This is a genomic window from Alcanivorax sp. (assembly GCF_040119285.1).
Classification (GTDB): Bacteria; Pseudomonadota; Gammaproteobacteria; order Pseudomonadales; family Alcanivoracaceae; genus Alcanivorax.
This window is the reverse complement of record NZ_JBEDTY010000034.1, coordinates 57869-83092: the sequence shown is the minus strand read 5'-3', so window position 1 is coordinate 83092 and position 25224 is coordinate 57869. Positions and strand designations below refer to the sequence as shown.

Here is a 25224-nt window from a genome sequence, read left to right as displayed (position 1 = left end):
TGACAGCGTATTCACACATAAAAATCCAGCTCTTCCTGCCGCTTCAACAACCGGTGCATCTCTTTCGGATCGTCACCCTTGAAGTAAATCAGCCCCCAATGGGTACCAAAAGCGGTACGTTTGGTGACCACCTCTTCCATGGGGGCTGTCAGCTCATGGGACTCGAAGTAGGGATGATCTTCGGTCTCTTCCGGAATTTCCAACTGACTGACCACTCGTCTCCGCGGGTACACCCCGAAACAACCGGCATGCCCATTGGCGTCCACCACCTCTTTCGGGAAGTAAGCCTTCACTTCCTCTGGGGTGGCCTTGGGGTCGAACACCAGCATCGAGGCCTGATAGGCATTGAAACCCTCATAGACTCGTTCCAGCAACTCGAACACCTTGAAGCCCGGTGGACGATAAGCCACTTCACCAAAGTACATCTCGCCATCGCTGGTGACAAAGTACTCCGGATGAATCATGCCAAACTCGATATCAAAGGTCTTGATCAGTTTCTCGATCTGCTGGGTAATTTGCGGTCGATACCTCTCCAGATCCGGCGACGCGGGGACATATACTGAGTACCCCAGAGTCACATACTCGGACAGGTTAAGAAAACAAATTTTGCCATCGTGGATCCACGCTTCCACGGCAAACTCCCAACCGTCCAGATGCGACTCCATCAACGACGGGAACTCTTCATCGGGAATACCATCCACATCATCCGGGGTACGAATCACTCGGTGGCCAAGACAACCGGCCTTATCAAAGGCCTTTAAGTGGATCGGGTCATTAGGGTCGCCATCCAGCTTGAGCAAGGTCTGGTTAACCCGCTTTAGAAACCGGATCACATCCTCCCGGTCATGGGCTTCCTCAAAGATACCTACCCGGATACCGCCAAGCTGTGCACGACGCTTCATCAGGGATTTATCCCGCATCAGCATGGCCTGGCCCAACAAACGGGGGTTATCCAGCAGCACCGAATTAATCGCGCCAGCCCACTCCACTGTTTCTTCATACAGCGGTACCGACACATCCACACCCATGTCTTTCAGGGTCTGAGCAATCTCCATGGAGCGATCATTCAAGCGTTCGAAATTCCAAGGCACGTAGGGGATATCATGCTCTTGGCAATAGGTTTCTGCCCAGTCCGGAGCGACCACAACATAACGACGATCAAACTTCTCCGCCGCCTCGACCGCGTTCAAACTCCATCCTAGTAAGGCAATATAGCCTTTGTTGGGATCTTTTTTCATTGAGCGCCTCCTGTCGAAAAATTGGCATTGGTCCCTCACCCTACACGCATCACCCTCTTTCACAACCGCTAAGCCGCTGATTTTGTCAGATAATAGCGGGCAACAAGGGCTTCATTGAAAGGCCATTCGGGGTGGTAAAATGTGATATCACACGGAGACAAACAACCCCGCAGGCACAGCCATGGTGGCGGTTTCGGATGAAAATCGGCAGCAGTAAAACCGCACAAAAGAGAAGGGGGCAGAATCGGGCATCCTTAAATGTAATCGAAAAATTAAAAAAAGGAAAAACTTTTTGGTACGGGTGAATTCATACTCCTGACCTGCAGTATTAATTTATACAATCATGTCCAGAAAAACCAACATCCCAATCACCAAACCGACAGCTCGCCTTAAACACCGGGAATACAATCACTGATAGAATACTGCTGATGCCCCCTTTACTGGCCACCCTTGAGTTCAAACTCATAGCCAACGATGAACTTTTCCGAGTCGTGCCTTTCCCGATCAATATTATGTTTATTCCAAAGTTGAAGGTCCGTTAACCGGCCCCCAACATCTGGACACTCGAGGCTTATCGTGGCTTTTTTAAAGTCGCCCAGCGCACGGCCAACCAAGTAGATTTCGAAGATAAGAAATATGAGTCCCGCCAGGAAAGGCATATTCATTGGTGTAGATCAGTGAGTAGAACCAGGTTGTGTGGAAAAAACGGGTTTAGAAATTATATTTAACGCTTAGCATAGCCGCCAAAGTTCAGCCTGCTACTTACCGTTAGTGTTCGGTAGTGCTCTTCATCCAACGCTATGTATTTGTAAAATACCTTACCCTCACAAGAACACTCATCAATATTTTCTTTACCGATAAATTTTTTCCTTTAAGACAAAACCTTTCCGTTTTCAGTAGACCACTACACAGTGCGTTAACGCTATCGGTCGTGACGTTCGTATACGCACACGCGTCCAGTAACAATGTGACTATGCGCACAGGCCTGTGGCCTCCCATAGAGCGTTGCTGGTGGCTCACAACGTCACTGCAGAAGCAATGACACCTCGTGCACCCAGCACCGCGCAGCAAAAAACGGAGGAACAATCAGGCTATTGGAGGGCGGGAAGGGTTATGGAGCGCAATGCCCTTCCCCGCAGAGGGCGGCGCCAGACGCAATGACTTACCATCGGGTGGGGCCCTAACACCCTGACACTGGCAGCAATGATTACCGCCCTGATCCAGCACAGCGGCGCGGCCAAATCCTGCTGAATCGGTTCCATAGACACCCGATCATCATGCTCATAATCCACAGCACCCCGCCCCAGTACATGGGTACTGATAATAAAAAACCATGCGTAGGCCAGTGCTTTCATGGAATGCCCGTCAACCAGAAAGGCGTCGCAATCTCGCGATACCCATAGGCCGACGCCAAGGCAGCTCCTTGGCTGTGGCTGAACAGTCAGGCCATGCCGTTTTCCCGGTTAAGGCCGTATAGTAGCCACGCATAAAAGCGATCTGAGAGGAATAACCATGAGCCACAACCTTAACCAGATGAAAGACGATGTACTGGCCCACCCACTGCATCAGGCTTGCGAGCTGGAACTGATTAGCGCCGCCGACGGTCGCAGCGAAGTGCGCTTTCCGGTGAATGATTTCACCACTAACCCCCAGGGGGCGCTGCATGGTGGCATCGTTTACGCCTTGATGGATGTGGCCTGTTTCTTTGCCGTCATCTCCAAACTGCCACCCGAGCAGCACGCGGTAACCATCGAAACCCATAGCAGCGTACTGCGTGCCGCCAGCAAAGGTGAGCGAGTTATCATCCGCGCCCACGTTGACCGGCTGGGTCGGACACTGGCGGCCATGCGTGCGGAGGCCTACGCGGTCAATGCTGAGCAACAGGAACGGCTGATCGCCACCGGCTCGGTGACCAAGGCCATTATCCAGATAGCATAGTTCTTTCTCGCCCCTTCCATGACGCTTTCACCCTTGTTTTTAGCGATTACTTAAACCCGGCAGACAAACGGCAAAACGGACCGCATGACCGGCCCTCTCTAGCCTGCAGCGTCAATTGTCAGCTCTCATAGCGGCGCGTATTGTAAATACTGATACTCCGGTCCAACCCTTTGTCCGCAAAGGGTTGGGGCAATGTTGTTGGACGCATACAGCCGCGGGCAGGACGCCAGCGTAGTAGCACGCCGTGAATGAGGGATTCATCATGTATCAAGTCATGGTCGTGGACGATGAGGAGTACATCCTCAAAGCCTTGAAACGCACAATCAACACCTACACCGACTGGGATGTGGAAACCTATCAGGACCCGCACGAAGCCCTGCGCCGAGCGCGAACCACAGTATTCGATGCAGTGATCACCGACTATATGATGCCGGAACTGAACGGCTTGGAGCTTCTTCAGGAGCTGCGCGAGCTGCAACCGGATACTATTCGCATTGTGCTCACCGGCGTGATCGATATCGAGACGGTCATGTCAGCCATCAACAAGGCCGGTGCATTCCGTTTTATTCCCAAACCCTGGGATGACGACCAGCTTCTCGACAATATCCGCGAAGGGTTGAAATTCCGTGACATTCTTCTGGAAAACCGCATTCTCGCGGAAACCGTTCGGGAACAAAAAGCCACCTTGCGCAGCATGGGTTACGAGGGCTAATGCCTTTAGTTCTTCAAATAACATACAACGGCGCGTCGCATGAACAGCTTGCTGGATAACACGGAGATTGGATTTGGCATGGAAGCTCAGGGTTTATTCTTGGTGTCCTCTACAGTCATACTACTGATCATTATTTTCTTTTTGTATAAAACCTACCGCACCTCCATCAACGTGGAAGCCAAACTGGCTGAATTCTCATCGCTGACGGATAATCCTTTTGGCCGCAAGATGCATCTGATCGAGGTAAATGCCGACGAATACAAACTCAATAAGACCATGCTCGGCCCGCTGGCGCGCATTATCGACGAATACTGTGTGCTGACGACCGACCGCCACGGCACGATCACTTTTGCCAACGGCAAGTTTCTCGCCCTGAGTGGCTACTCCTTTTCACAATTAATCAGTCAAAACGAGGGATTCAACCACCCAGACGACGATTCACTGCCGGTTATGCAGTGCAACCAAGCGCTATCTGGAGTGTGGAACGGTGAGGTCTGCAACCGCCACGCAGATGGCAGCCGCTACTGGATGAACATGTTCCTTTTCCCGCTTTCCTATATTTCCGATGAAGACAACGGCTACATTTATTTCGGCACCGATATTACCGACATCAAGGCTGAAAACAATCAGCTGATGCAAGAAGTGAAGGACAAGAATCAGAAGTTGGATCAGGTGGAATCACTGCTGCTGCATTCAGAGAAAATGGCCTCACTCGGAACAATTTCTGCCGGCATTGCCCACGAGATCAACAACCCCATTGCCTATGTTTCTTCCAATTTAAATCGCAGCCGGGATTACCTCAACTCCATGGCAAGCGTTATTCAAGGGCTTAAAAAACGCATCAGCGAAGACAAATTCCAGCAATTTCTGGATACTGAAGAAAGTCTAAAGGTAAACACAAAAAAGCTGGACTTCATGATGGAGGATTACCCCGCTCTCCTAGATGAAACCGATGAGGGAATTGAGCGAATTAAAAAAATTATCCTCGACTTGAAACACTTCTCTCATAACCAGCCAGAAGCTTTCTCCCCCACCGATATTGCCTCCTGTTTGGCCATTTCACTAAACTTGGCCAAACATGAACTAAAAAACCGGATTACGGTTACGCACACCCTGCCCGATTCCCTCCCCCCGATTATCGGCTCAGCCAGCCAACTGTCGCAGGTGTTTATGAATCTGTTCGTTAACGCAGCCCAGGCCATCGAAGACAAAGGAAAAATTGCCATTGCGGCCCAGTGCGATGAACGATGGTGCACCCTGACCATTGCCGACGACGGGCCGGGCATTGCGAATGAATCCTTGCAGCAAATATTCGAACCCTTCTTCACCACCAAACCCATCGGCCAGGGCACCGGGCTTGGGCTGTCCATTTCCCACGACATCATTCAGCATCACGGCGGTACCATGACCGTAACAAGCCAACCCGGTGAAGGAACTATTTTTACCATCCGGTTGCCGTTAAAACAGACTGACCGGGCCGATGCTGCCTGATTTCGTCTACACCCTCACCACGCCGGCCGGGGTGCAGCAACGCATCCCCATTTCTCTGGTTGAACAGCTTGGTGCTGTGGCCATCCCAGACACGTTTACGCCTCCGGGCTGGGCCGCATTGAGCTACCACCAATGCAGCCACTGCCCATTGGACCCCCGCGAACATCGCTACTGCCCCATCGCCCTCAATCTGGCCTACCTGTTACCGAATTCCGCATTGGGGGATTCATTCCAAGCGGTGAATCTGGACGTGGAAACGCCACAACGACGCTACCAACAAGACACTACTTTGCAGCGGGCGCTCAGTTCCCTGTTCGGCCTGATCTGCGCGCTGAGCGATTGCCCGCACACGCGCTTTCTGCGGCCCATGGCCCACTTTCATCTTCCATTGAGTAGCGATACAGAAACGCTGGTGCGCAGCGCCAGCCTGTATCTGTTGCACCGCTATATTCGTAACCGCCAGCAACCTGATCAGGCGGTCTCTCTGGATGGACTGAACGCCCATTACCGCGCACTCAATGAACTGAATCGCTGCTTTACCGGCAGGCTACGCCAACTTGGGGAATCCGACGCGCCGATAAATGCACTGGTGTTGCTGCATGTCACCGCACGGGAAATGCACTGGAACCTAGAAGAGGAACTAGAAAGTCTGGCCGGGCTTTTTGGTGACAACAAGGATTAGCCATTCCCAGTGGTGTCCTAAACTCTTGCAACGACGCCATGTAGATCGGGTTTCCCTAAGGGCCCGAAAGCCAGAAAGGAAAACCCGAGATCATTGCTCCGCTCCCAGATAACGATTCAACACCGCTCTCCATTCCTGAGTTGGCAGAATTTCCAACATGGACTGATTCAATTGTTCACGTAGCGGGCTACCGTTTGCCATGGCAAACGCATAGCTTTCTTCGCGCACTAGCTTGGGTAGCACCATTGCATTGGTCGCCCCTCTTTCGCGTAACATGTAACGCATCACCGGTGCATCGGACACTAGCGCATCCACTTCACCAATCATCAACGCACGCAATGCCTGCTGATTATTCGGGTAGGGCACAAAGGAGGTGCCCTGACCCGCCAGCCAATTCGAGCCACTGGTTCCTTCCACTGCTGCCACCTTCACCCGAGGAAGATCCGCCGCACCATTGATCTGCGACTGCAGCTCATTGAGCGTTACACTGGAGGCGATTGCCGCCGTGAACCCGGAAATGGTAATAATGCTGACAAACATCCAAACCAAGCCGAGCAATCGACCACCGGCGGTCACCGGCGACTTATCACCGTAACCCACCGTGGTCATGGTGACCGCCGACCACCAGAAACCACTACCGATTCCCTGCTTGGCAGACCCCCCGAACTGTTGCGGATTCTTGCGCCGCTCCAACAACCAGACCAGCAACCCCACCAGTAGCAGCACTAGCATCAGCGCCAGCACGGCAGACAAGAATTTCCAGCTGAATAGATTACGCAGGGTGCTGACCCAGCCGCTCGCTTCATTACGCGTGGCAATCCCCAGCCCGGCCCGAAACATGGGTTGGGTGAAATCCAGCCGCCGCTCACGTTCTGCGGTAACGCTAATGGCGCCAATGGCCACATCCGCCCGCCCCTGCTCCACGGCGGCCAACATCTCCGGCAAAGAACCGTAGGGCCGCAGCCGATATTTAAAGCCGGCCTTTTTCGCCACCTTTTCCCACAGCTCCACGCTGATACCATCCCAGCGGCCCGCTTGCTGATAACTGAAAGGAGGCGACGTTTTTACAGCCACCGTTAACGGCGCGGCCTGAACCGTAGAAGCCAGGCCCCATAAGCAAACCACGACCAATGCGAGTATTCTGCAATTCAACCTGTTCTCCTTTTTTATTACCAGTAGTGCGTAAGACCAAGAACGGACTGACGCGAGCACCGACTCTTTTATTGCTGATTAACTTATTCTTTTTCACGCAGCCTAGCCAGCCTCAAGGCATTCTGCCCAGTGTCCCCCATGGCGGTGAGCACTGCGCTGCAATGATCCCGACAATTTGCCGCGCAGGACAGCGGAATCCACCGGTCTCTGGCACCGAACACCCCGTGTTCAACCAGAGCCAGACACTGCTACCATGGCTGAAAATGCTAGCTTGGGTGGGCACTTGTCTGCGTTGCCGGCCGAGATCGCAGTGCGGTGCCAGAATCTGGTACACCCGCTCTGCCTCACCTGCGTCCGGGTCCGGGTTCGGGTCCGGGTCCGGCACCACCGTTCAACTTCCCTGACGCGTTGATACACCCGACTAGTATACCGTGCGCTGTGTCCGCGCGGCTCTCGCGCAGGCAACCACACACTGGCGATTACGGTCATTCGAGCGCTGCAACATGAACTTTCGGTTGTCGTTACCGTAAACGTGACCCACATCGCTCATTGATTCGGCAGTTATCGCATTACCGCAGCCTTTTTGTCGCATTTATCCTTCAGGCTTGGGCTTATTGCCATTGAGCAACCGCCCCGGGAGTTCACCCATGCATCGACCTCAAGGAGTAACCTTATGAAACAACCGGCCCCCCTGTCACGTCGCGAATTACTCAGTAAGGGCTCACTGGGTATGGCCGCTCTGGCTATTGGCCCGAGCCTACTCTCTATCAGCCGCCCACTGTCCGCCCAGTCGCTGGCGCAGATCGGCCAGTTACAGGCACCCGACGAGCATGGCATTCGGTTGCCCGCCGGATTCTCGTCGCGCTGCATCGCGGCGGCGGGGCAACGGGTGCGGCGTAGTTTCTGGGACCGTACTCCCTATCGCTGGCATAGCTATCCTGATGGCGGCGCCACCTTTGCCACCGACGATGGCGGCTGGGTGTATGTGTCCAATAGCGAAACCATCAGTCTATTGGGCGGTGGAGTGTCCGCTATTCGTTTTCATCCAGACGGCTCCGTAAATAATGCCTACCGTATTCTCGGTGGCACCAACGTGAATTGTGCGGGGGGGCCTACGCCATGGCGTACCTGGTTATCCTGCGAGGAAATTGATTTCGGGCGTGTCTATGAGTGCGACCCTTTCGGTAAACACCCCGCCCAGACGCGTCCAGCTCTGGGCTTTTTCAAACACGAAGCAGTGGCTGTGGACGATCAATTTGCCATGCTTTATCTCACAGAGGATGAACCTGATGGACGGCTTTACCGGTTTATTCCTGCGGGTCAGCACCGCGATGGCCGCCTGAATCTGGATGACGGCATTCTTCAGGTTGCAGCGGTAGACGAACAGGGATTCGTGAGCTGGCTGGACCTGCCCAATCCCACGCCTTCCCTGCTGGAAACCCCAACCCGGGAACAGCTTCCTCAAAGCACCGCATTCGATGGTGGTGAAGGCATCTGGTATAGCCACGGCCAGATTTATTTCACTACCAAGGGGGACAATCGAGTCTGGCAGCTGGACACCAATCTCAACCAGCTCAGCGTTCTTTACGACGCCGCCACCGCCGACAATCCCTTACTCACAGGCGTGGACAACCTGACGGTATCCAATGGCGGTGATGTGTTGGTAGCTGAAGACGGCGGGGACATGCAGATCGTAGTGATCGACGCGCAGGGCCATGTTGCCCCTTTGCTGCAAGTCACCGGACAGGAGGATTCAGAAATTACCGGCCCGGCATTCAGTCCGGATGGCAATCGACTGTATTTCAGTTCCCAGCGCGGCAGTGCCCTCTTCGGTGGTGGCAAAGGGTTCGGAATGACCTATGAAATCACCGGACCATTCCGGGATTTCGTGAAACTGTAAACCCCAGATCCGTTTCAGCCATCCAGCGAATAGCGATGTTTTCATAAAACCCAAGACTATCCGAGCCTGCAGACCCCTCCATGCTTCACCGACAAGAATAGAACAGCATAAAAAAGCCCCGGCAAATACCGGGGCAAGGGGAACACCGGAAACGATCCGGTAACAGAGTCAGCGTTAGTTATGTTGCATCATCTGCATGCTCTTCTTTCACCCGGAACCAGGCCGCGTACAGTGCGGGCAAGAACAGTAGGGTCAGGGCCGTGGCCACAATTAACCCGCCCATAATCGCCACCGCCATAGGGCCAAAGAAAACACTGCGTGACAATGGGATCATCGCCAACACCGCCGTCAGTGCCGTTAACGCAATGGGCCGGAAACGACGCACGGTTGAGTCAATAATCGCATCCCAAGCAGTAAGTCCCTGCTCCATATCCTGGCCAATCTGATCCACCAGGATCACCGCATTACGCATGATCATCCCCGCCAACGCGATGGTGCCCAGCATGGCCACAAACCCAAACGGTTTCTGGAACAGCAACAAGAAGAACGTCACCCCGATCAGCCCCAGAGGTGCGGTAATGAAGACCATCAGCGACAACGGGAAGCTGCGCAGTTGCAACATTAACAGAGTAATCACTACCAGAATGAACAACGGCATCCCTGCATTCACCGATTTCTGGCCCCGCGCGGATTCCTCCACTGTACCGCCCACTTCTAGCAAGTAGCCCGGTGGCAAATCCGCCTGAACCTGGGACAGCTCAGGCATGATTTGCTGCATCAGCGTAGCGGGTAGCGCATCCCCTTTGACATCAGCCAATACGGTCACCGTGGGCAGCCTGTCACGATGCCAGATAATCCCTTCTTCGAACCCGGATTCCAGTGTCGCCACCTGATTCAACGGCACACTACGGCCACTGGAGGTCTGCACTGCAAGGTTGCCGAGCAGACCCAGCGCATGCCGTTCATGGCTGTCACCGCGAACTTCAACATTAATCAGTTCATTGTCTTCACGGTACTGGCTGACCACCACGCCAGAAAGCGAGGCTTGCAACGCGGTAGACAAATCTGAAGTGGTAATGCCAAGCGTACGCGCCCGGTCCTGATCGATGATTAACCGCACGACTTTGCTGGGCTCCTCCCAATCCAGGTGCACATTGGCAGTGTGGCCGTTGTCGCGCACTTTCTCAGCGACACGCCGAGCCAATTCACGCACTTGAGGAATATGCTCACCGGAAATACGTAACTGAATCGGGTACCCCACCGGCGGACCATTTTCCAACCGCGACACCCGCGTGCGTACCGCCGGGAATTCCCGGTCAAGAGTCTCCATCAACCAGTCGCGCACTTGCTCGCGATCATCCACATTACGGGTAAGCACCACAAACTGAGCAACACTAGCAGTAGGCAACTTCTGATCTAACGACAAGTAATAACGTGGCGAGCCGCTGCCCATGTAACCCACATAATTTTCAATCATATCGTTTTCACCAAGCATCACTTCCAGGCGCAGGGCTTTGGCCTGTGTCGCCGTCAGCGATGCGCCTTCTTCCAGCTTCATATCTACCATGAGTTCAAGCCGGCCCGACGGTGGGAAAAACTGCTGAGGAACAGCGCTGAACAAAAAAATAGAGAACACAAAAATGCCCACGGTCAGCCCAATCACCGTTTTGCGGTACCGCACACACCGCTCCACCCAACTGCGAAAGCGGCGGTAGAAGGGTTTCTGATAGGGGTCATGAACATCGCCACTGGCGTCACGGCGAGCCAGACTGGGAAGCAATTTCTCACCCAAGTAGGGAACGAACACCACCGCCGTGATCCAGGATGCCAGCAGAGCGATAGTAACCACCTGGAAAATGGAACGCGTATATTCGCCGGTACTGGACTGGGCCGTAGCAATAGGGAGGAAGCCTGCCGCTGTAATCAAGGTACCGGTCAGCATCGGGAAGGCGGTACTGTTCCAGGCAAAACCGGCAGCCTTGATGCGGCTGAAGCCCTGCTCCATTTTGATCGCCATCATTTCCACTGCGATAATGGCATCGTCCACCATCAACCCCAGCGCCAACACCAACGCGCCAAGAGAAATCTTGTGTAATCCAATGTCGAAATATTTCATCGACGCGAAAGTCATTGCCAGCACCAGCGGGATCGAGAATGCCACCACCAACCCGGTTCGCCACCCCAACGAGAAAAAACTCACTAGCAAGACAATCGCCAGCGCCTCCATTAATACCTGAACAAACTCTCCCACCCCGGCTTCTACCGCCGCGGGCTGATCTGACACCTGACGAAGCTCCATGCCAATAGGCAGACTTTCTTGTAGCCTGGCAAAGGCGCTAGCCAAATTTTCACCCAGTTTGAGAATATCCCCGCCGTCTTTCATGGAAACGGCAATACCAATGGCATTCTCCCCCATAAAGCGCATACGAGGTTGTGGTGGATCACTGAAACCGCGATACACACTGGCGATATCACCTAAACGCAACGTGCGGTTTTCCACTTGAATAGGGAAATTACGAATATCGTCCACGCTGGTGAATTCACCGGTTACCCGAAGGCGAACACGGCTGCTGGGTGTTTCAAAAAAACCCGCCTCTGACACGGCGTTCTGTGATTGCAGTGCTTGCTGCACTGTGACTAACGGAATGCCCAGGGATGCTAATTTGGTGTTGGCAATTTCCACCCATATTTTTTCATCTTGCAGGCCGACCAATTCCACCTTGCCCACGTCGTCCACTCGCTGCAGGGCAAGCTGCAGACGGTCGGCGTAGTCCTTCATGATGGCATAATCAAACCCCTTGCCCGTCAACGCATAAATGTTGCCAAAGGTAGTACCGAATTCATCGTTGAAAAAAGGGCCTTGCACGTCCTGGGGTAAGGTGTGGCGAATATCACCGATTTTCTTGCGCACCTGATACCAGAGATCGCTGATCTCCTTGGAGCGCATGTCATCCCGGGCCTTGAACATGACCAGCGACTGACCAGGCCGCGAATAGGACGTAATCCGCTCGAAATCACCCGTCTCCATTAATTTCTTTTCCACCCGGTCGGTAATTTGCCGGGAGACTTCTTCGGCACTGGCTCCAGGCCAAAGCGTGTTGATGGTCATCAGTTTAAAGGTAAAAGGCGGATCTTCACTTTGCCCCAAGTTGGCATAGGAAATCGCCCCCATAGCACCAAGCAGAATCATGGCGTAAAGCACCAGCGTTCGGTTTTTCAGCGCCCATTCGGAGAGGTTGAATGACATATTCATACTCCCCTTATCGGTCCGCGTCCGGATTTGCTTGCTCTTCTTCACTATTGGGCTCGGTAACGTTGGTGGCCTCTGATTGCGCCGCCGGTGGCGTTTGCTTCAGGTCCAGCTGACGATTCTGGCGGTCCACCGGAATGACTGTCTGCCCTTCGCGCAGTAGATGTGTACCCGCACTGACAACCCAATCCTGCGCCTGCAAACCTCGCAACACTGGCACCACCTCTTCCTGGTAGGGCCCCACGTCCACCGGTGTCTTATGCAGTGTGAGCGTGTCTGGTTTTACCACCCACACATAGGTAGCGTCGCCTTCTGCCGTTAATGCCGAAAGCGGGATACTAAGAATGTCGGCATTCGCCGCACCGCTAACAAAGACCCGGGCAGACTGGCCCAGATCTGCGCCAACGGAGGTATTTTCAAATGCGACCCGAGCTTCAAAGGTCCGTGAGCGAGGGTCTGCTGCCGGGGACAATTCCCGAATCTTTCCTTCGAACACTTGACCGGGCCTGGACCACAATTCGATGCCCACCGGCATACCAATTTTGAAGTGGCCCACATCCTGTTCCGGCAGATCAATACGTACTTCACGGTCGCCGTCCACGGCCAGCACAAACACCGCCTGCCCTGCTGCAACGACCTGACCAGCTTCGGCCAAACGCTGTGCTATCACGCCATCACGGGGAGTTTTCAACGAGGCATAGTCGGCCTGGTTACGGGCCACGTTCAGGTTGGCCCGTGCCTGACGCAATTGCGCCACGCTGGCGTCAAAACGGCTCTCGAATGAATCAAACTGGGAACGGCTGATCACATTGCGCTCCATCAGCTCGCGGTAACGCTCCAGTTCACTGTTGGCCAACTTGTGGTCAGCCTGAGCAGAAGCCATCTGGGCACGGACAGCATCCAGCCTCAAGCTGACATCATTCGTATCCAGCTTGGCGAGAACCGTACCTTCACTCACACGATCGCCCACATCCACCAGCCGTTGGCTGATCTTGCCGCCGATCCGGAAGCCCAGTTCCGGCTCATAGCGGGCGCGAATCTCTCCGGGAAATACATCCTGGGTGGCGTTCGCCGAGAGAGGCTGGGCCACCAGCGCCGGGCGGGCAGCCGCCTTTTTTTCGAGCTCGGGCTCAGAGCAACCCTGCAAGGACAACACCCCCGCCGCCACTCCCGTGGCAACCAACCCCGGCAGCAATACAGAACGAAACATGACAGGCACCCTCATTGATCCCACCTCATTAAGCGGCTCCGCTTAATATGCGAATTCTGCCGGGCTTAACTTGCCGGCATGCTATACTCGGCAGTATAGTAATTTTATTAAACTGAACCGTCCAGTATTGAAATATGACCAACACTGTTTCCCCTGATCAGCCTCCCCCCCGCGGGCGCCCCAAAGACCCGGCGAAACGCACCGCCATCCTTAAGGCGGCCACAACGCTGTTTCTTAGGCATGGGTTTACCGGCACCAGCATGGATGCCGTGGCCAAGCAGGCTGGCGTCTCCAAACTCACGGTGTATAGCCATTTCAGTGACAAAGAAACGTTATTTTCGTCAGCAATTGAGACGACATGTCGCAACCTGCTTCCCATGCCGATCTTCGCACTGGAACCGCATCTTACGATTCGCGCCACCCTGACCAAGATCAGCCTGGCTTTTCTACAACTGATTCATACACCCAAGGTCATTGAACTACAGCGACTAATGACCAGCCAGGCCGCACAAGACCCGGCCATGTCACAGCTATTTTTCGAGGCGGGGCCACAACGTACCGTCACCGCCATGGAAAACTTGGTTCGCAACGGTAATAAGGTTGGGCTACTGCAGGCGGACAACCCCAAACAAGCCGCAGAGAATTTCTTCAGCTTGCTGCAAGGCTGTGAGCACATGCGCGTGATGATCGGCTGCAATGCGCCCATGACAGCCAGCGAAGCGAAACCCCATGCCGAACAAGTTGTAGATATGTTTCTGCGGGCTTACGGAAAAGAAGAGCAATAATCGCGTTTAACGATAAAACCAAGGCTCATTGCAAAATTGAAGGAATGGCAGGAGAGAAATGCTATTCCTCTCCGAATCCACTACTGAGACCGGCCAGTCGTTTAACGTCGTCCGCCACCATGACAGATGGGCGCGACCCCTTTGCGGTCTTGTCTGATTTCGTGTACCTCTCCGGGCCGCTAAAAGCGCCTTACAGGCTAAGCATGCGAGACCTTTGCAAAGGCAGCTGCTACGCCACTGCGGCCACGTAAAAGAATGCCCTGCCTCGACGACGCCCCCAGGCACCGCGCGATCACCCTGAGCTTGCTGGACGGCACACAAGGCCCGCCCAAGAAAACGCGGGCAGTGATCAGGACGTCGTTTTGCTGCTCGCATCCAGGTCACCCCATATACCAACGCCTGTGTTATCCCGCGTTGGCGCCGCTGCTCTCCTGAGATCGTGCGGCGTTGAAGCCCGCGTTAGTGGCAGTCTTGGCAGGATCGGCGAAGGCATACCAATCCAGTTTTCGAGTGACTGTCATCACCACCGTTAACGCGGCAAACAATAACAACGCCCCCAGTAGCAATGCATAGTCTTCGGCCATGAGAATGCCGTAGATCAATCCTTGCACCAGCAATAAACTTAAAGCAAAGGTCCAGCCCGTTTTAAAAGACCCCATGACCGCCATCAGATAGATGCCGATGAGCATACAACAGGACACCGCTGCCACCAGATAGGCCAACATAAAATCGATATGTTCACTCAGCGCTACCAGCAACAGATAAAACATCGCCAGCGCCAACCCCACCAGCAAGTACTGCATAGCATGCAAGGGATGCCTGCGCAGTACTTCAAAAAGAAAGAATGCCGCAAAAGTTAGCCCCACAATCAAGAAACTGTACTTCAGCGCGCGCTCACTGGAGAGCAGCCCGGTCACCGGCTGTACTAGGCGAACCTGTAATGCCTGCCCGTGATTACGGCAGACGGCACCGCCCTGAGCGCAGTGAATCACACTGGCTGCCGCTAAATTATTGGTACGCCACTGGCTGGTAAACCCTTCGTTATTAATCTCCCGCTCCACCGGCGATACCAAGCCTTCAAAGCTGGGATGAGGCCAATCCGACCGTAATGTCATGCGCGTTTCCTTTGCTAGCGGCAAAGCGCCGAGTGACTCCGTACCGTTAAGATTTAAACGCACCTTGACAGTGAACGCGCCGTTCAAATTATCAGGCAGCGCTACCGCTACCGCATTACTCCCGACCCCTTCAGGTAACAGCTCTGCTTCTATCAACGGCACCCGCACCTCGTTGACCAAAATTTGGGGACGCTCAACCAGCCCTCGTAAATCTTCAATTCGCAGCAACAGTAACGGCGGTTGTGACGCTACCACCTGCTCCGGCTCGCTCACTGCCTTCCAGTTAGCCGGAAACATTGCTTCAATGTGCAATACACTTCGGTACACCGGCACCCCATAAATACCTCGGTAACGCATTTCACTTTGCAGATCACCATTGATACTCAAGAGATCCGGAACCTGGCTATCCAACACACGTCGCTGCTCAATGGCAGTACAGGTTTCACCGCTGTGACAGTCACGCTTTTCCACCAACTGCTCCCGGATTCTAGGCGTTACAATCAATGGCCCACTAATCTGCTGCTCGCCACTGATCTGCCGGCTGATCTGGTGTTTAACATGTAACGCTTCTGCACTACGATCAGAAATTTTCCCCTGAATCATTAATAGCGGCACCACCAGCACCAACATCAACCCGGCAATGGTGAACATCTTCAATAACAAATTGGGTCGCATGGTTTCTCTCCCACAGGTCGCTCCCTCATATGAGAAACCAGTGTGCGAAACTCATTTGTAGGTTTTGTGAGGATTGTGTGGGGGGGGGGTGTGATTACGCGCTGAAAGTTCAAGATTTAAATCGCGAGCCAGCCAATAGAGCGGATCTTACAGCCCACAAGAATGCGCCTGCCTTTCCTCGCTTTTCAACATTAACCCTCCCATTTTTAACTTCTTCGAGGGGCACTGCAGCAACACTTTACGAAACGTATTTTTAGCGCTGTGGAATTGTCAGGGTGGCACGGACGCCGCTGTCGGTGTTGGCCAGTGCAAGGCTGCCGCCGTGCAGGCTGGCGATTTCGTTCACCATGGCCAGCCCCAAACCGGAGCTTTTCTCGTGGCCCGGAGCAGGCAGGGAGTAGAAGCGCTCAGTGACGCGATGCATGGCGTAGTCAGGGATAGCCGGGCCGATGTTTTCCACGGTCAGGGTGCTGCCTTCTACGCGCACAGTGAGAGAGGTTTCTGGATGGGCAAAACGCACAGCGTTATCCAGCAGGTTGAACAGGGCCAGCTTGAGGGTTTCCTCTTCCGCCTGCAGGACGCCCTCATTCACGCTGACGTCCAACTGCTTTTCTGCTATCAGCGAATAACGGCTATGTTGCCACTCTTGCACCAGCCCGAAAATCGTCACCGCACTTTTTCGATCTGGCAGGCTTTCCAGTTTTTCCAACCTCGCCATGGCCAACAGTCGATCCAGCAGGTCACTTAATCGCTGACTTTCATGGATCACATTGTCGGTAAATCGATGCAACGCAGGCGACCGCACTTCCTCCGCCAGAATCTCACCGGCGCCACGAATCGCTGCCAACGGACTTTTCATTTCATGGGTGAGCAAAGCCAATTTATCTTCCAACTGCGCTCGGCCTTCCAAGCGGCGACGCATGGCGGTAACGGCATCGGCCAGATCCCGGATTTCATCGCGGCCGCGAAAGCGCGGCGGCGCTGGTCGTTCATCGTTAGCCACTGCCTCAGCATAACAGCGCAATCGGTTCACCCGCCGACTGAGCCACCAGGCCAGCAAGACTCCCGACATTAAGCAAAAACCTAGAGCCAAGCCTCCATAGAGCATCAAATAACGCTCTGCACGCTGCACAAAAGGCTCAATGGCTCGCCCGGGTTTACCCAAGCTAATCACACCAATCAAACTACCCCGGTCACGGATTGGCGCAGCCACATACATTACTGAAGAGGATGGATCCTGTGGATCACTGCGTGTGGTGCGGGCACCATAGCGCCCCTGCAGAGTTAAGTGCACATCGTTCCAGCGAGAAAAGTCTTCACCTGCATGCCGGCCCAGGGAATCAAATAGCACCGTTCCGGTAGGGCCAGTGATATACACATGGGTGTGAATACGCGTTTTCTTTAATCCCCAAATATCCGCATCCGGGGTGCGCCCGGCATAGCGATTAAGGGCATCACGCAATGCCGGGGTGATCACAATAACGCCGTTGCGTGCATCACTCGCCACAATTTCAGCCAATAGGTTGGCCGCATCCACTAGCGTTTCTTCCGCCGATTGACGTACCAGTGGTTTCGCCTGGCCAAATACCAGGTCGAGAACAAACCAGCCTACCAAGCCAAGGATCAGAAAATAAAAAACCAACAGTCTTTGACCGAGCTTCATGGGCTGTCCAGCAGGTAGCCCAGCCCGCGCCGGGTAACAATCAAATGCTCACCGTTCAGCGGGCGCAACTTGGCACGCAAGGTTTTGATGTGGGTGTCCACGCTACGCTCGAAGCTGTCTTCATCGCTGTCGCAAATATCCAGTAATTGGGCACGACTAAACACCTGCCCGGGACGCTGTACCAGAGCGGTTAAAATACGGTATTCGGAACGGGTTAATGATAGCGGCGCCTGCCGGAAAAGCACCTGACAGCCGCTAGCATCCACGTGCCAGAGCGGCTCACTATCCGCGCCGGGTTTCGCCACTGTGCGTTTCAGAATAGCGCGAATCCGTGCCACCACTTCGCGGGGGCTGAACGGTTTAGTCACGTAATCATCACCGCCCAACTCCAGCCCCAGAATGCGATCCACTTCGTCTTGCCGGGCAGTCAGGAACAGCACCGGTAACGCGCTGTATTGACGCAGCGTTTTAAGCACCTCGAAGCCACTCAGGTCCGGCAAGCCCACATCCAGCACCATTAGATCGAACGGTTGCGTGTTAACCGCATCCAGCGCGTCCTCACCCAGCGTCACGTGAGTCACGGCAAAATGTTCCCGCTCCAGCGCAAACATTAGCGGCTCAGCGAGCCGGGGCTCATCTTCTACGATTAGTACAGCGGGCACTTGAAATATTCCTAGCCGGTAACCATGCCATGATAACCAGACCACGAAAGTGTTCCCATGCCAAGGAGCTGTTTATGTTGGAACTGATCGACAATCTTCCCGGAGACACCGTTGGTGTCAGCGCCCACGGCGAACTCACCGCCGAGGACTACCGCAAAGTGCTGGCCCCCGCCATCGAAGGCGCTCTGAGCCAGCACGACAAAATCAACTTGCTCTACGAAATCGGCCCCACCTTTGAGAATTTCTCAGCCGGAGCCATGCTGCAAGATGCCTTGGTCGGCCTGCGTCATCCACTCAGTTGGCACCGCATCGCCGTCGTCACCAGCCACGACTGGATCAGCAATGTCGTACAGCAAGCAAGCGCCCTGATTCCCGGCGAGGTAAAAGCCTTTGAATGGGCGGAACAGAGCGACGCAATGAGCTGGCTGACACGCTAGGTTTTGGCTGCAATGGCGAAGTGCACGTCAAGTAAAGCGGGCGTGATTTTGACGGCAACCCTCAAGGGGCTTTAGCGCCCGAGCCAAGGCAAGAAAAAGCTAACGAGGGATCCGAATTCTGGCTTGCCTCTGGAAAGCGATGTGCAATCCAATGGAATAACAGTGGAACCCAGATCAGGTCAGCAATAGCGCGGCAGCAGAAGGGGCGTTTCAACACTTGTGTTGCCGCCCGCCTTACCGAAAGCGCCAGGCTATCGTAGCGGATGCAAACGCCGGCTAGACACCTTAATCAAGCCCGTACCATGATGCCCTACAGCGCCAGTACGCAAGGCCCGCTTGGCTCGAAGTGGCAAGGAGATCATCAAGAATACCAACGGCCTGCCAAGTGCCCAGGGCACCGGACACCTCACGAGGCATTTTACGGTGTAGAATTAAAACTCACTGTTATGCTTGGCGGTTGAATCCAAGACTTCCCCTTCTACCCTGCTACACTGCTAGCGACTTCATGGACGATGGTAGCCCAATGAAAGACTCCTTCCTCTACTGGTTCGGCATTCTCAAGCGCAGTGTAATTCTGTGGCTGGAGGGTAACGCCGTAAGCTATGCCGGCTCATTGGCCTTCTTTACCCTGTTTTCTCTTGCCCCAGTAATCATTCTGGCGGTAAAAGTCATCTCCTTGGTGATGACCAGCGATGCCGCCATGGCAGAAATTCTCGGTCAGCTGGAAGCCACTATCGGCCCGGAAGCCGCCAACGAAGTGCGCAACGCCATCGCCAATACTCAAACGCCCCGCCAAGGCTTGCTCGCCGGCTTGCTCAGCTTACTAGTGATGATCATTGGCGCCACCACAGTTTTTGCCCAGATGCAGCGCTCCATGAATGCCATCTGGGAAGTAATGCCACGCCCGTCACGCAATACCATTGCGGCCTTGATCAAAAGTCGGCTTTTGTCTCTCACCGTGGTCGTTTCTCTGGGTTTTGTACTGCTGGTTTCGCTCCTTCTAAACGTAGTGGTGCAAGCGATCATCGTCTACGCGGAAGGCTGGCTACCGATTCATAGTAGTGTGGTGGTGATCTTTGAAATGACGGTTTCACTGGTGGTTATCGGTCTGCTGTTTGGCACCATGTTCAAGGTGCTGCCCGATGTAATGCTGGATTGGAAAGCAGTAATGCCAGCAGCACTGATCACCGCCATTCTGTTCTCTGTGGGCCGCGCGCTAATCGGCTTGTACCTAGCCCACACCGCCACGGCGTCTACTTACGGCGCAGCCGGCTCTCTGGTGGTACTGCTCATGTGGGTATATTTCTCCTCCATGATCCTGCTGTTCGGGGCCGCATTCACCCGCGCCCATTGCGAAGCAAGGAGTATGAAAATCGTGGCGCGTAGCAGCGCTATCCGGGTAAAGCGTCAGCAGATTGATCTGCCCGCCCAATAACTCGTCAGCAATACATATTCAGAAGCGCGCTAACCAATGTACACCTCGCCCTCCGGATAACGCACCACCGGTTGGCGAGGTCGCGTCAACAGAAATGACAGGGTCAACGGACCGATCCGCCCCACGAACATCACCAGCATAATCACCCACTGGCCCGCTGAAGACAGCTCATCGGTAATACCCCGCGATAACCCCACGGTGCCAAAGGCAGATACCACTTCGAACACAAGATTCTCGAATCCCAATTGCGCATCGGTGACCGACAACGCCATCAAGGCCACGAACAATATGCCGCAGCCAATAAAGGTAATCGCCAGGGATTTATACACCAAGGTGGAGGAAATCTGCCGGCCAAAAATCACTGGCAGGGGGCGGCCACGCAAAAAAGCACGGGTAGCCAACAACAAGACCATAAAGGTAGTGACCTTGATCCCGCTACCGGTGGAATTGGTGCCCGCACCGATAAACATCAGCAGCAGATAAAGCAAACTGGTCGGCAATAACAAAGCACGCATGTCCACCACATTAAACCCGGCAGTACGTGGGGTGACCGCATGAAACCAAGAGGCTGCCAGTTTGTTGCTGAGGCTCATGCCCCCCAGGGTGCCTGGGTTATTCCACTCGGCCAGCATGAAAAACACTAACGTTACCGACAACAGCACCGCTGTACCCACCAACATCAGCTTGCTGTGCAACGATAACCCTCGCCAGCGCCAGCCTTTGCCGAAATCCGCCAGCACCGTAAAGCCCAGCCCCCCGACAATAATCATGGCGGTAATGACCAGCACAATACCCCAGTGGCCGCCCCAGCTGGTGAGGCTATCGGCACTAAGGCCAAAGCCGGCATTATTGAAGGCCGACACCGTATAGAAAAGGCTGTGAAAGGTCCCGTCCCCCCAGCCCAGCGCAGGTACCCAGATGCACATCAGCAACGCCATGCCCACTGCCTGCACCACCACAACCACGACCAGAATCCGGCGGATTAGCCAAGCAATATCACTGACCCGGCTATAATTCATGCAATCACGAATAAGCTGCTGCTCGCCAATACCCAAGCGGTGCCCAATGGCCAACAAAGTGGCCGCCGCGAAGGTCATAATGCCAATGCCACCCGCCTCGATCAGCAGTAACAACACCCACTTCCCGAACAGGGTAAATTGGCTCCCCACATCCACCACCGACAGGCCGGTTACCGTCACCGCCGAAGTGGCCGTGAACATCGCCTGCAACCAACTAATCGGGGAATGGGTCGCCATGGGCAACTTAAGCAACAAAGAGCCCAGCACGATTAACAGACAAAAACTGCCCGCCAGCGCCGCTGGCGGTGACATCAGCGGTTTGTGGATATGGGAGCGGGACGCCCCGAGTCGGCGAGCGAACCAGGGCCTCATTGCGCTTTAGAAAACCGCAACAGGTCGTTCAATGTGCCCATCAGCACCAACTGGTCTCTCTCTTGCAACAGGAAGTCTTCAAAGGGCGACTGCCAGACTTGGGTCCCTCGCTTAACCAGCGCCAGGCGCAGCTCGTCATCGCCCAAAGGCAATTCAGACGTCGCCTTGCCCGCAAATCGCTTGTCTACCTTGACTTCCACCACCAACCAGTCATTCCCTAGGGAAATATAATCGAGCATTTCCGGATGAACGATGGTCTGGGCAACTCGAATACCCATTTCGTGCTCAGGGTGAATAATCCGGTTGGCGCCCAGCCGCGATAAAATTCGGTGGTGGGGCTCGCTGATCGCCTTCACCCACACCTGCTCTACCTCCGCACTTTTTAGTGCCAGGGTGGTCAGGATGCTGGCCTCCAGGTTTTCACCAATGGCCACCACAACCGCATCAAAGGCTCTCATCTCCAGCTCGGCAATCACCTTGTCACTGGTACCATCCGCAATCAGGGTCTGAGACAATCTGTCGGCATAGTACCCCACCCGTTCACCATCAATATCTATCCCCATCACATCATGCCCCAAGCGGGTGAGCTCCTGTGCAATGGTGGAACCAAAACTACCCAAACCGATCACAGCATACTGATGCTTCACTGGCACTCCTTCCTTGAAGCCGGGGCGAAAGCAAAAGTCTGCACCTTTTATTTGTCGCTGTCATTGCGGCCCGGCTAACTCACAAGGAAACCGTTTTTCCTCTTTTTTCGGTTTTGTTGGCACAACTGGGCAGCAACAGCGTTATGCTTTGTGCTGCATTATCCGGACTGATTCCCTATGACGGTGGAGACCTCATGCCCTTGATTCGCGCCGCCCTGTTTGCCATTAGCACTCTGCTCGCCAACCATGCCTATGCCTTGGATAATGCCAAGTTTGAACAATGCATGGCCCAATTACGCGCCCAGGCCGATGAGGCCGGCATCCCCGCCCAGGTGATAAGCCGTAACCTAAGCACCGTAAAACTGAACGAGCGGGTCATTGAACTGGACCGCAGCCAGCCGGAATTCACCAGCAGCTTTTCCGATTATTACACCCGCCGGGTCAGCGAAACGCGCATTGAAACCGGCCGCAAGAAATACCGGGAACAACAGCCCCTGCTACGAGAACTGACCCGTGAATACGGCATTCCCGGTCACTATCTGGTGGCTTTTTGGGGGCTGGAAACCAATTATGGCGGCTTCCTTGGCAGCATTCCGGTGCTGGATTCCCTGAGCACCCTGGCCTGTGAAGGCCGTCGTGGAGAGTATTTCTCCGGCGAGCTACTCAATGCCTTGCGTATCATTCAGGCCGGCGACGTCGAGGCCGGGCAAATGGAAGGCTCCTGGGCAGGCGCCATGGGCCAGACCCAATTCATGCCCGCGGTCTTCCTGCGCTACGCGGTGGACCATGACGGCGACGGTAAACGCAACCTGTGGAAGTCCACCGATGACGCGCTGGCTTCAGCCGCCCATTTTCTGCAAGGGCTCGGCTGGGAACGCGAACAACGCTGGGGGCGTGAAGTGCGCCTGCCCAAATCCTTCGACTACCAACAAACCGGGTTCAGCCACCAGCGATCTCTGAGCGACTGGGCTGACATGGGCATTACCATGCCCAACGGCCAGCCGTTGCCACAGGCGGACATGCAGGCCGCTGTGATTGTGCCCTCCGGCCATAACGGCCCGGCTTTCCTTGCCTACCAGAATTTCCGCGTGATCATGGGCTGGAACCGCTCAGAGTCTTACGCCATTGCCGTGGGGCGGCTAGCTGACCGTATCGCCGGTAGCGGCGAACTGGCCCAAGCACCGGTACCCGCGCCACGCCTAACCCGAGAACAAGTTACCCGGGTACAGCAGACCCTGAACGAAAAAGGCTTCGATGCGGGTGAAGAAGATGGCCTGATGGGCCCAGGCACCCGCAAGGCCATCGGCCGTTACCAGCAGGCCAACGGCATGGTCGCCGACGGTTTTCCAGACCGCAACGTATTGGCCCATATCGGCATTTTCGAGAACAACTGAGTCCGCCAAAACGACTGTCACCCAATCCGCACCACCTAACTCAAGACACTGCGGCCAGCACCTTGGCCGCTAACATTGGAATAAAGACCTTCAACCGTCGAGCCATGCGCCCCCGGTACGGGATACAGCAGCATCATTGACCTGGGCAAAGGCAGGGCTAATAACGGTGTTTTATCCTTCATGCCGAGCATGGCATGCTCTAGCTTGTCTGAATAAGGGAAACCGTCATGCGATCACTGACCACCATCACGCTTACCATTTTTAGTCTGTGTGCCTGTGCCGACAATACCGCCACTTTGGCCCCAAAAAGCAATGACAGTGCTGCCGTCACAGCACTCACTGATGGCCTACACCACCCTTGGTCCCTGGCGTTTTTATCCAATGACGAATGGCTGATTACGGAGCGGGCCGGCACGCTGCGCCAGGTCAAGGATGGAACCCTACAAGGCGGAACCGTAGAAGGCGTGCCGGAGGTGGCCGCCATCGGCCAAGGGGGTCTGTTCGATGTGCTACCGCACCCGAATTTTGCCAATAACCAGCGCCTCTACCTGAGCTACGCCAAGCCTTGCGGCGAGGAAGGCGGTACTACCGCGGTGGGTTATGGCCGCTACGAAAATGGCACCCTCACGGATTTCCAGGACGTGTATGTAGCAGAGGCCGCCTGCACCGATACGGCCAAACATTTTGGTGGCCGCATATTGTTTGATAACGACGGCTACTTGTTTCTGACCATTGGCGACCGCGGGCAACGCGAACGCGCCCAAAATACACAAGACCCCGCTGGCAGCGTAATTCGCCTGCACGACGATGGCCGGATACCGGAAGACAACCCGCTGGTTGGCCAGCCCGATAACGCCACCGAAATCTGGAGCTGGGGTCACCGCAACCCCCAAGGGCTGGCCCTGCATCCGCAGACCGGCAAGCCTTGGCTGAACGAACACGGTCCCCGCGGCGGGGATGAAATCAATGTCGTCAAACCCGGCGTCAATTATGGCTGGCCGGTGATTACCTATGGTCGCGAGTACTATGGCCCCAGCATTGGTGAAACCGAGAAACAAGGCTACGCCCAGCCACTACTGCACTGGACTCCTTCCATCGCCCCTTCTGGAATGGCCTTCATTACCGGCAGTCGCTACCCCGACTGGGAAGGTCACACAGCAAACGGCGCTCTCAAACTCCAGCATCTGAACATGGTGGCGTTTGATGGTCAGCAACCGGTCAGCGAAGTCCGCTTGCTGCAGGATCGCAAGCAACGCATCCGCGATGTGCGCCAAGGCCCAGACGGTTACCTGTATCTGCTCACCGACAGCAACAATGGCCAGCTGCTGAAACTGAACCCGGCAGAGTAAAAGAGCACCGCGGAACGTTACTCGCTAACACACGGTTGAAATGCCCTTTGCATGCCCAGCGTGATGTGCGGCAAAAGGCAGAGCCATGGCCGCATGAT

Annotated in this window: 20 protein-coding genes; 10 read left to right on the top strand and 10 right to left on the bottom strand. The window is 54.8% G+C overall.

Features of this window, described 5'->3' with window-relative positions; translation table 11 throughout:
• Window positions 1-11: 11 nt before the first annotated feature.
• Together ABNH10_RS12835 and ABNH10_RS12830 are read right to left on the bottom strand one after the other, a co-directional pair.
• Entirely contained in the window at window positions 12-1238 is a 1227-nt protein-coding gene (locus ABNH10_RS12835; protein WP_349386308.1) for a carboxylate--amine ligase, read from the bottom strand.
• Between the two features lie 1091 nt (window positions 1239-2329).
• Complete coding sequence (locus tag ABNH10_RS12830) at window positions 2330-2593, bottom strand: hypothetical protein (protein ID WP_349386307.1); 264 nt, start codon at window positions 2591-2593, stop codon at window positions 2330-2332.
• A 157-nt stretch (window positions 2594-2750) separates the two neighbouring features.
• On the opposite strand from ABNH10_RS12830, the gene ABNH10_RS12825 reads away from it, so the two are divergent.
• The 4 genes from ABNH10_RS12825 (at window position 2751) to ABNH10_RS12810 (ending at window position 6061) form a co-directional block, all read left to right on the top strand.
• Entirely contained in the window at window positions 2751-3176 is a 426-nt protein-coding gene (locus tag ABNH10_RS12825) for a PaaI family thioesterase (RefSeq protein WP_349386306.1), read from the top strand.
• A gap of 244 nt (window positions 3177-3420) precedes the next feature.
• The gene (locus ABNH10_RS12820) at window positions 3421-3888 is read left to right on the top strand and encodes a response regulator (RefSeq protein WP_349386305.1); all 468 of its coding nucleotides are present in this window, start codon (window positions 3421-3423) and stop codon (window positions 3886-3888) included.
• Between the two features lie 39 nt (window positions 3889-3927).
• Window positions 3928-5379 carry a PAS domain-containing sensor histidine kinase gene (locus tag ABNH10_RS12815; RefSeq protein ID WP_349386304.1) on the top strand — a complete coding sequence of 484 codons (1452 nt, stop codon included), beginning with the start codon at window positions 3928-3930 and terminating at the stop codon, window positions 5377-5379.
• The gene (locus ABNH10_RS12810; RefSeq protein ID WP_349386303.1) at window positions 5369-6061 is read left to right on the top strand and encodes a DUF6901 family protein; all 693 of its coding nucleotides are present in this window, start codon (window positions 5369-5371) and stop codon (window positions 6059-6061) included. The genes ABNH10_RS12815 and ABNH10_RS12810 overlap by 11 nt, the downstream gene beginning before the upstream one ends.
• Window positions 6062-6151: 90 nt before the next feature.
• On the opposite strand, the gene ABNH10_RS12805 is transcribed toward ABNH10_RS12810, so the two are convergent.
• Window positions 6152-7213, bottom strand: coding sequence for a transporter substrate-binding domain-containing protein (locus ABNH10_RS12805; protein WP_349386302.1), 1062 nt, complete (start codon window positions 7211-7213; stop codon window positions 6152-6154).
• 673 nt (window positions 7214-7886) lie between these two features.
• Here ABNH10_RS12805 and ABNH10_RS12800 point away from each other — a divergent pair.
• The gene (locus tag ABNH10_RS12800) at window positions 7887-9113 is read left to right on the top strand and encodes an alkaline phosphatase PhoX (RefSeq protein WP_349386301.1); all 1227 of its coding nucleotides are present in this window, start codon (window positions 7887-7889) and stop codon (window positions 9111-9113) included.
• 178 nt (window positions 9114-9291) lie between these two features.
• Here the strand turns inward: ABNH10_RS12800 and ABNH10_RS12795 are convergent, their stop codons facing one another.
• Window positions 9292-12360 (bottom strand): efflux RND transporter permease subunit, encoded by a 3069-nt coding sequence (locus ABNH10_RS12795; RefSeq protein WP_349386300.1) that lies wholly within the window; start codon window positions 12358-12360, stop codon window positions 9292-9294.
• A 13-nt stretch (window positions 12361-12373) separates the two neighbouring features.
• Window positions 12374-13573 carry an efflux RND transporter periplasmic adaptor subunit gene (locus tag ABNH10_RS12790; protein ID WP_349386299.1) on the bottom strand — a complete coding sequence of 400 codons (1200 nt, stop codon included), beginning with the start codon at window positions 13571-13573 and terminating at the stop codon, window positions 12374-12376.
• 134 nt (window positions 13574-13707) lie between these two features.
• Between ABNH10_RS12790 and ABNH10_RS12785 the strand changes: the two genes are divergently transcribed.
• On the top strand, window positions 13708-14358 hold the full coding sequence (locus ABNH10_RS12785; protein WP_349386298.1) for a TetR/AcrR family transcriptional regulator: 651 nt from the start codon (window positions 13708-13710) through the stop codon (window positions 14356-14358).
• 404 nt (window positions 14359-14762) lie between these two features.
• Here the strand turns inward: ABNH10_RS12785 and creD are convergent, their stop codons facing one another.
• The 3 genes from creD to creB form a co-directional block, all read right to left on the bottom strand.
• Complete coding sequence (gene creD, locus ABNH10_RS12780) at window positions 14763-16148, bottom strand: cell envelope integrity protein CreD (RefSeq protein WP_349386297.1); 1386 nt, start codon at window positions 16146-16148, stop codon at window positions 14763-14765.
• A gap of 253 nt (window positions 16149-16401) precedes the next feature.
• Window positions 16402-17811, bottom strand: coding sequence for a two-component system sensor histidine kinase CreC (gene creC, locus ABNH10_RS12775; protein WP_349386296.1), 1410 nt, complete (start codon window positions 17809-17811; stop codon window positions 16402-16404).
• Window positions 17808-18473: a two-component system response regulator CreB gene (gene creB, locus ABNH10_RS12770; protein WP_349386295.1), complete on the bottom strand. Its 666-nt coding sequence runs from the start codon at window positions 18471-18473 to the stop codon at window positions 17808-17810. The genes creC and creB overlap by 4 nt, the downstream gene beginning before the upstream one ends.
• A 74-nt stretch (window positions 18474-18547) precedes the next feature.
• Here creB and ABNH10_RS12765 point away from each other — a divergent pair, with 74 nt between their 5' ends.
• Both ABNH10_RS12765 and ABNH10_RS12760 read left to right on the top strand, forming a co-directional pair.
• Window positions 18548-18910 (top strand): SpoIIAA family protein, encoded by a 363-nt coding sequence (locus ABNH10_RS12765; protein WP_349386294.1) that lies wholly within the window; start codon window positions 18548-18550, stop codon window positions 18908-18910.
• 505 nt (window positions 18911-19415) lie between these two features.
• On the top strand, window positions 19416-20345 hold the full coding sequence (locus ABNH10_RS12760) for a YihY/virulence factor BrkB family protein (RefSeq protein WP_349386293.1): 930 nt from the start codon (window positions 19416-19418) through the stop codon (window positions 20343-20345).
• Between the two features lie 29 nt (window positions 20346-20374).
• Here ABNH10_RS12760 and ABNH10_RS12755 read toward each other — a convergent pair whose 3' ends face one another.
• On the bottom strand, window positions 20375-21676 hold the full coding sequence (locus ABNH10_RS12755; RefSeq protein ID WP_349386292.1) for a TrkH family potassium uptake protein: 1302 nt from the start codon (window positions 21674-21676) through the stop codon (window positions 20375-20377).
• 56 nt (window positions 21677-21732) lie between these two features.
• On the bottom strand, window positions 21733-22383 hold the full coding sequence (locus tag ABNH10_RS12750) for a potassium channel family protein (protein ID WP_349386291.1): 651 nt from the start codon (window positions 22381-22383) through the stop codon (window positions 21733-21735).
• A gap of 194 nt (window positions 22384-22577) precedes the next feature.
• Between ABNH10_RS12750 and ABNH10_RS12745 the strand changes: the two genes are divergently transcribed.
• Together ABNH10_RS12745 and ABNH10_RS12740 are read left to right on the top strand one after the other, a co-directional pair.
• The gene (locus ABNH10_RS12745) at window positions 22578-23777 is read left to right on the top strand and encodes a lytic murein transglycosylase (protein WP_349386290.1); all 1200 of its coding nucleotides are present in this window, start codon (window positions 22578-22580) and stop codon (window positions 23775-23777) included.
• A gap of 227 nt (window positions 23778-24004) precedes the next feature.
• Window positions 24005-25126, top strand: coding sequence for a PQQ-dependent sugar dehydrogenase (locus ABNH10_RS12740; protein ID WP_349386289.1), 1122 nt, complete (start codon window positions 24005-24007; stop codon window positions 25124-25126).
• Window positions 25127-25224 lie beyond the last annotated feature (98 nt).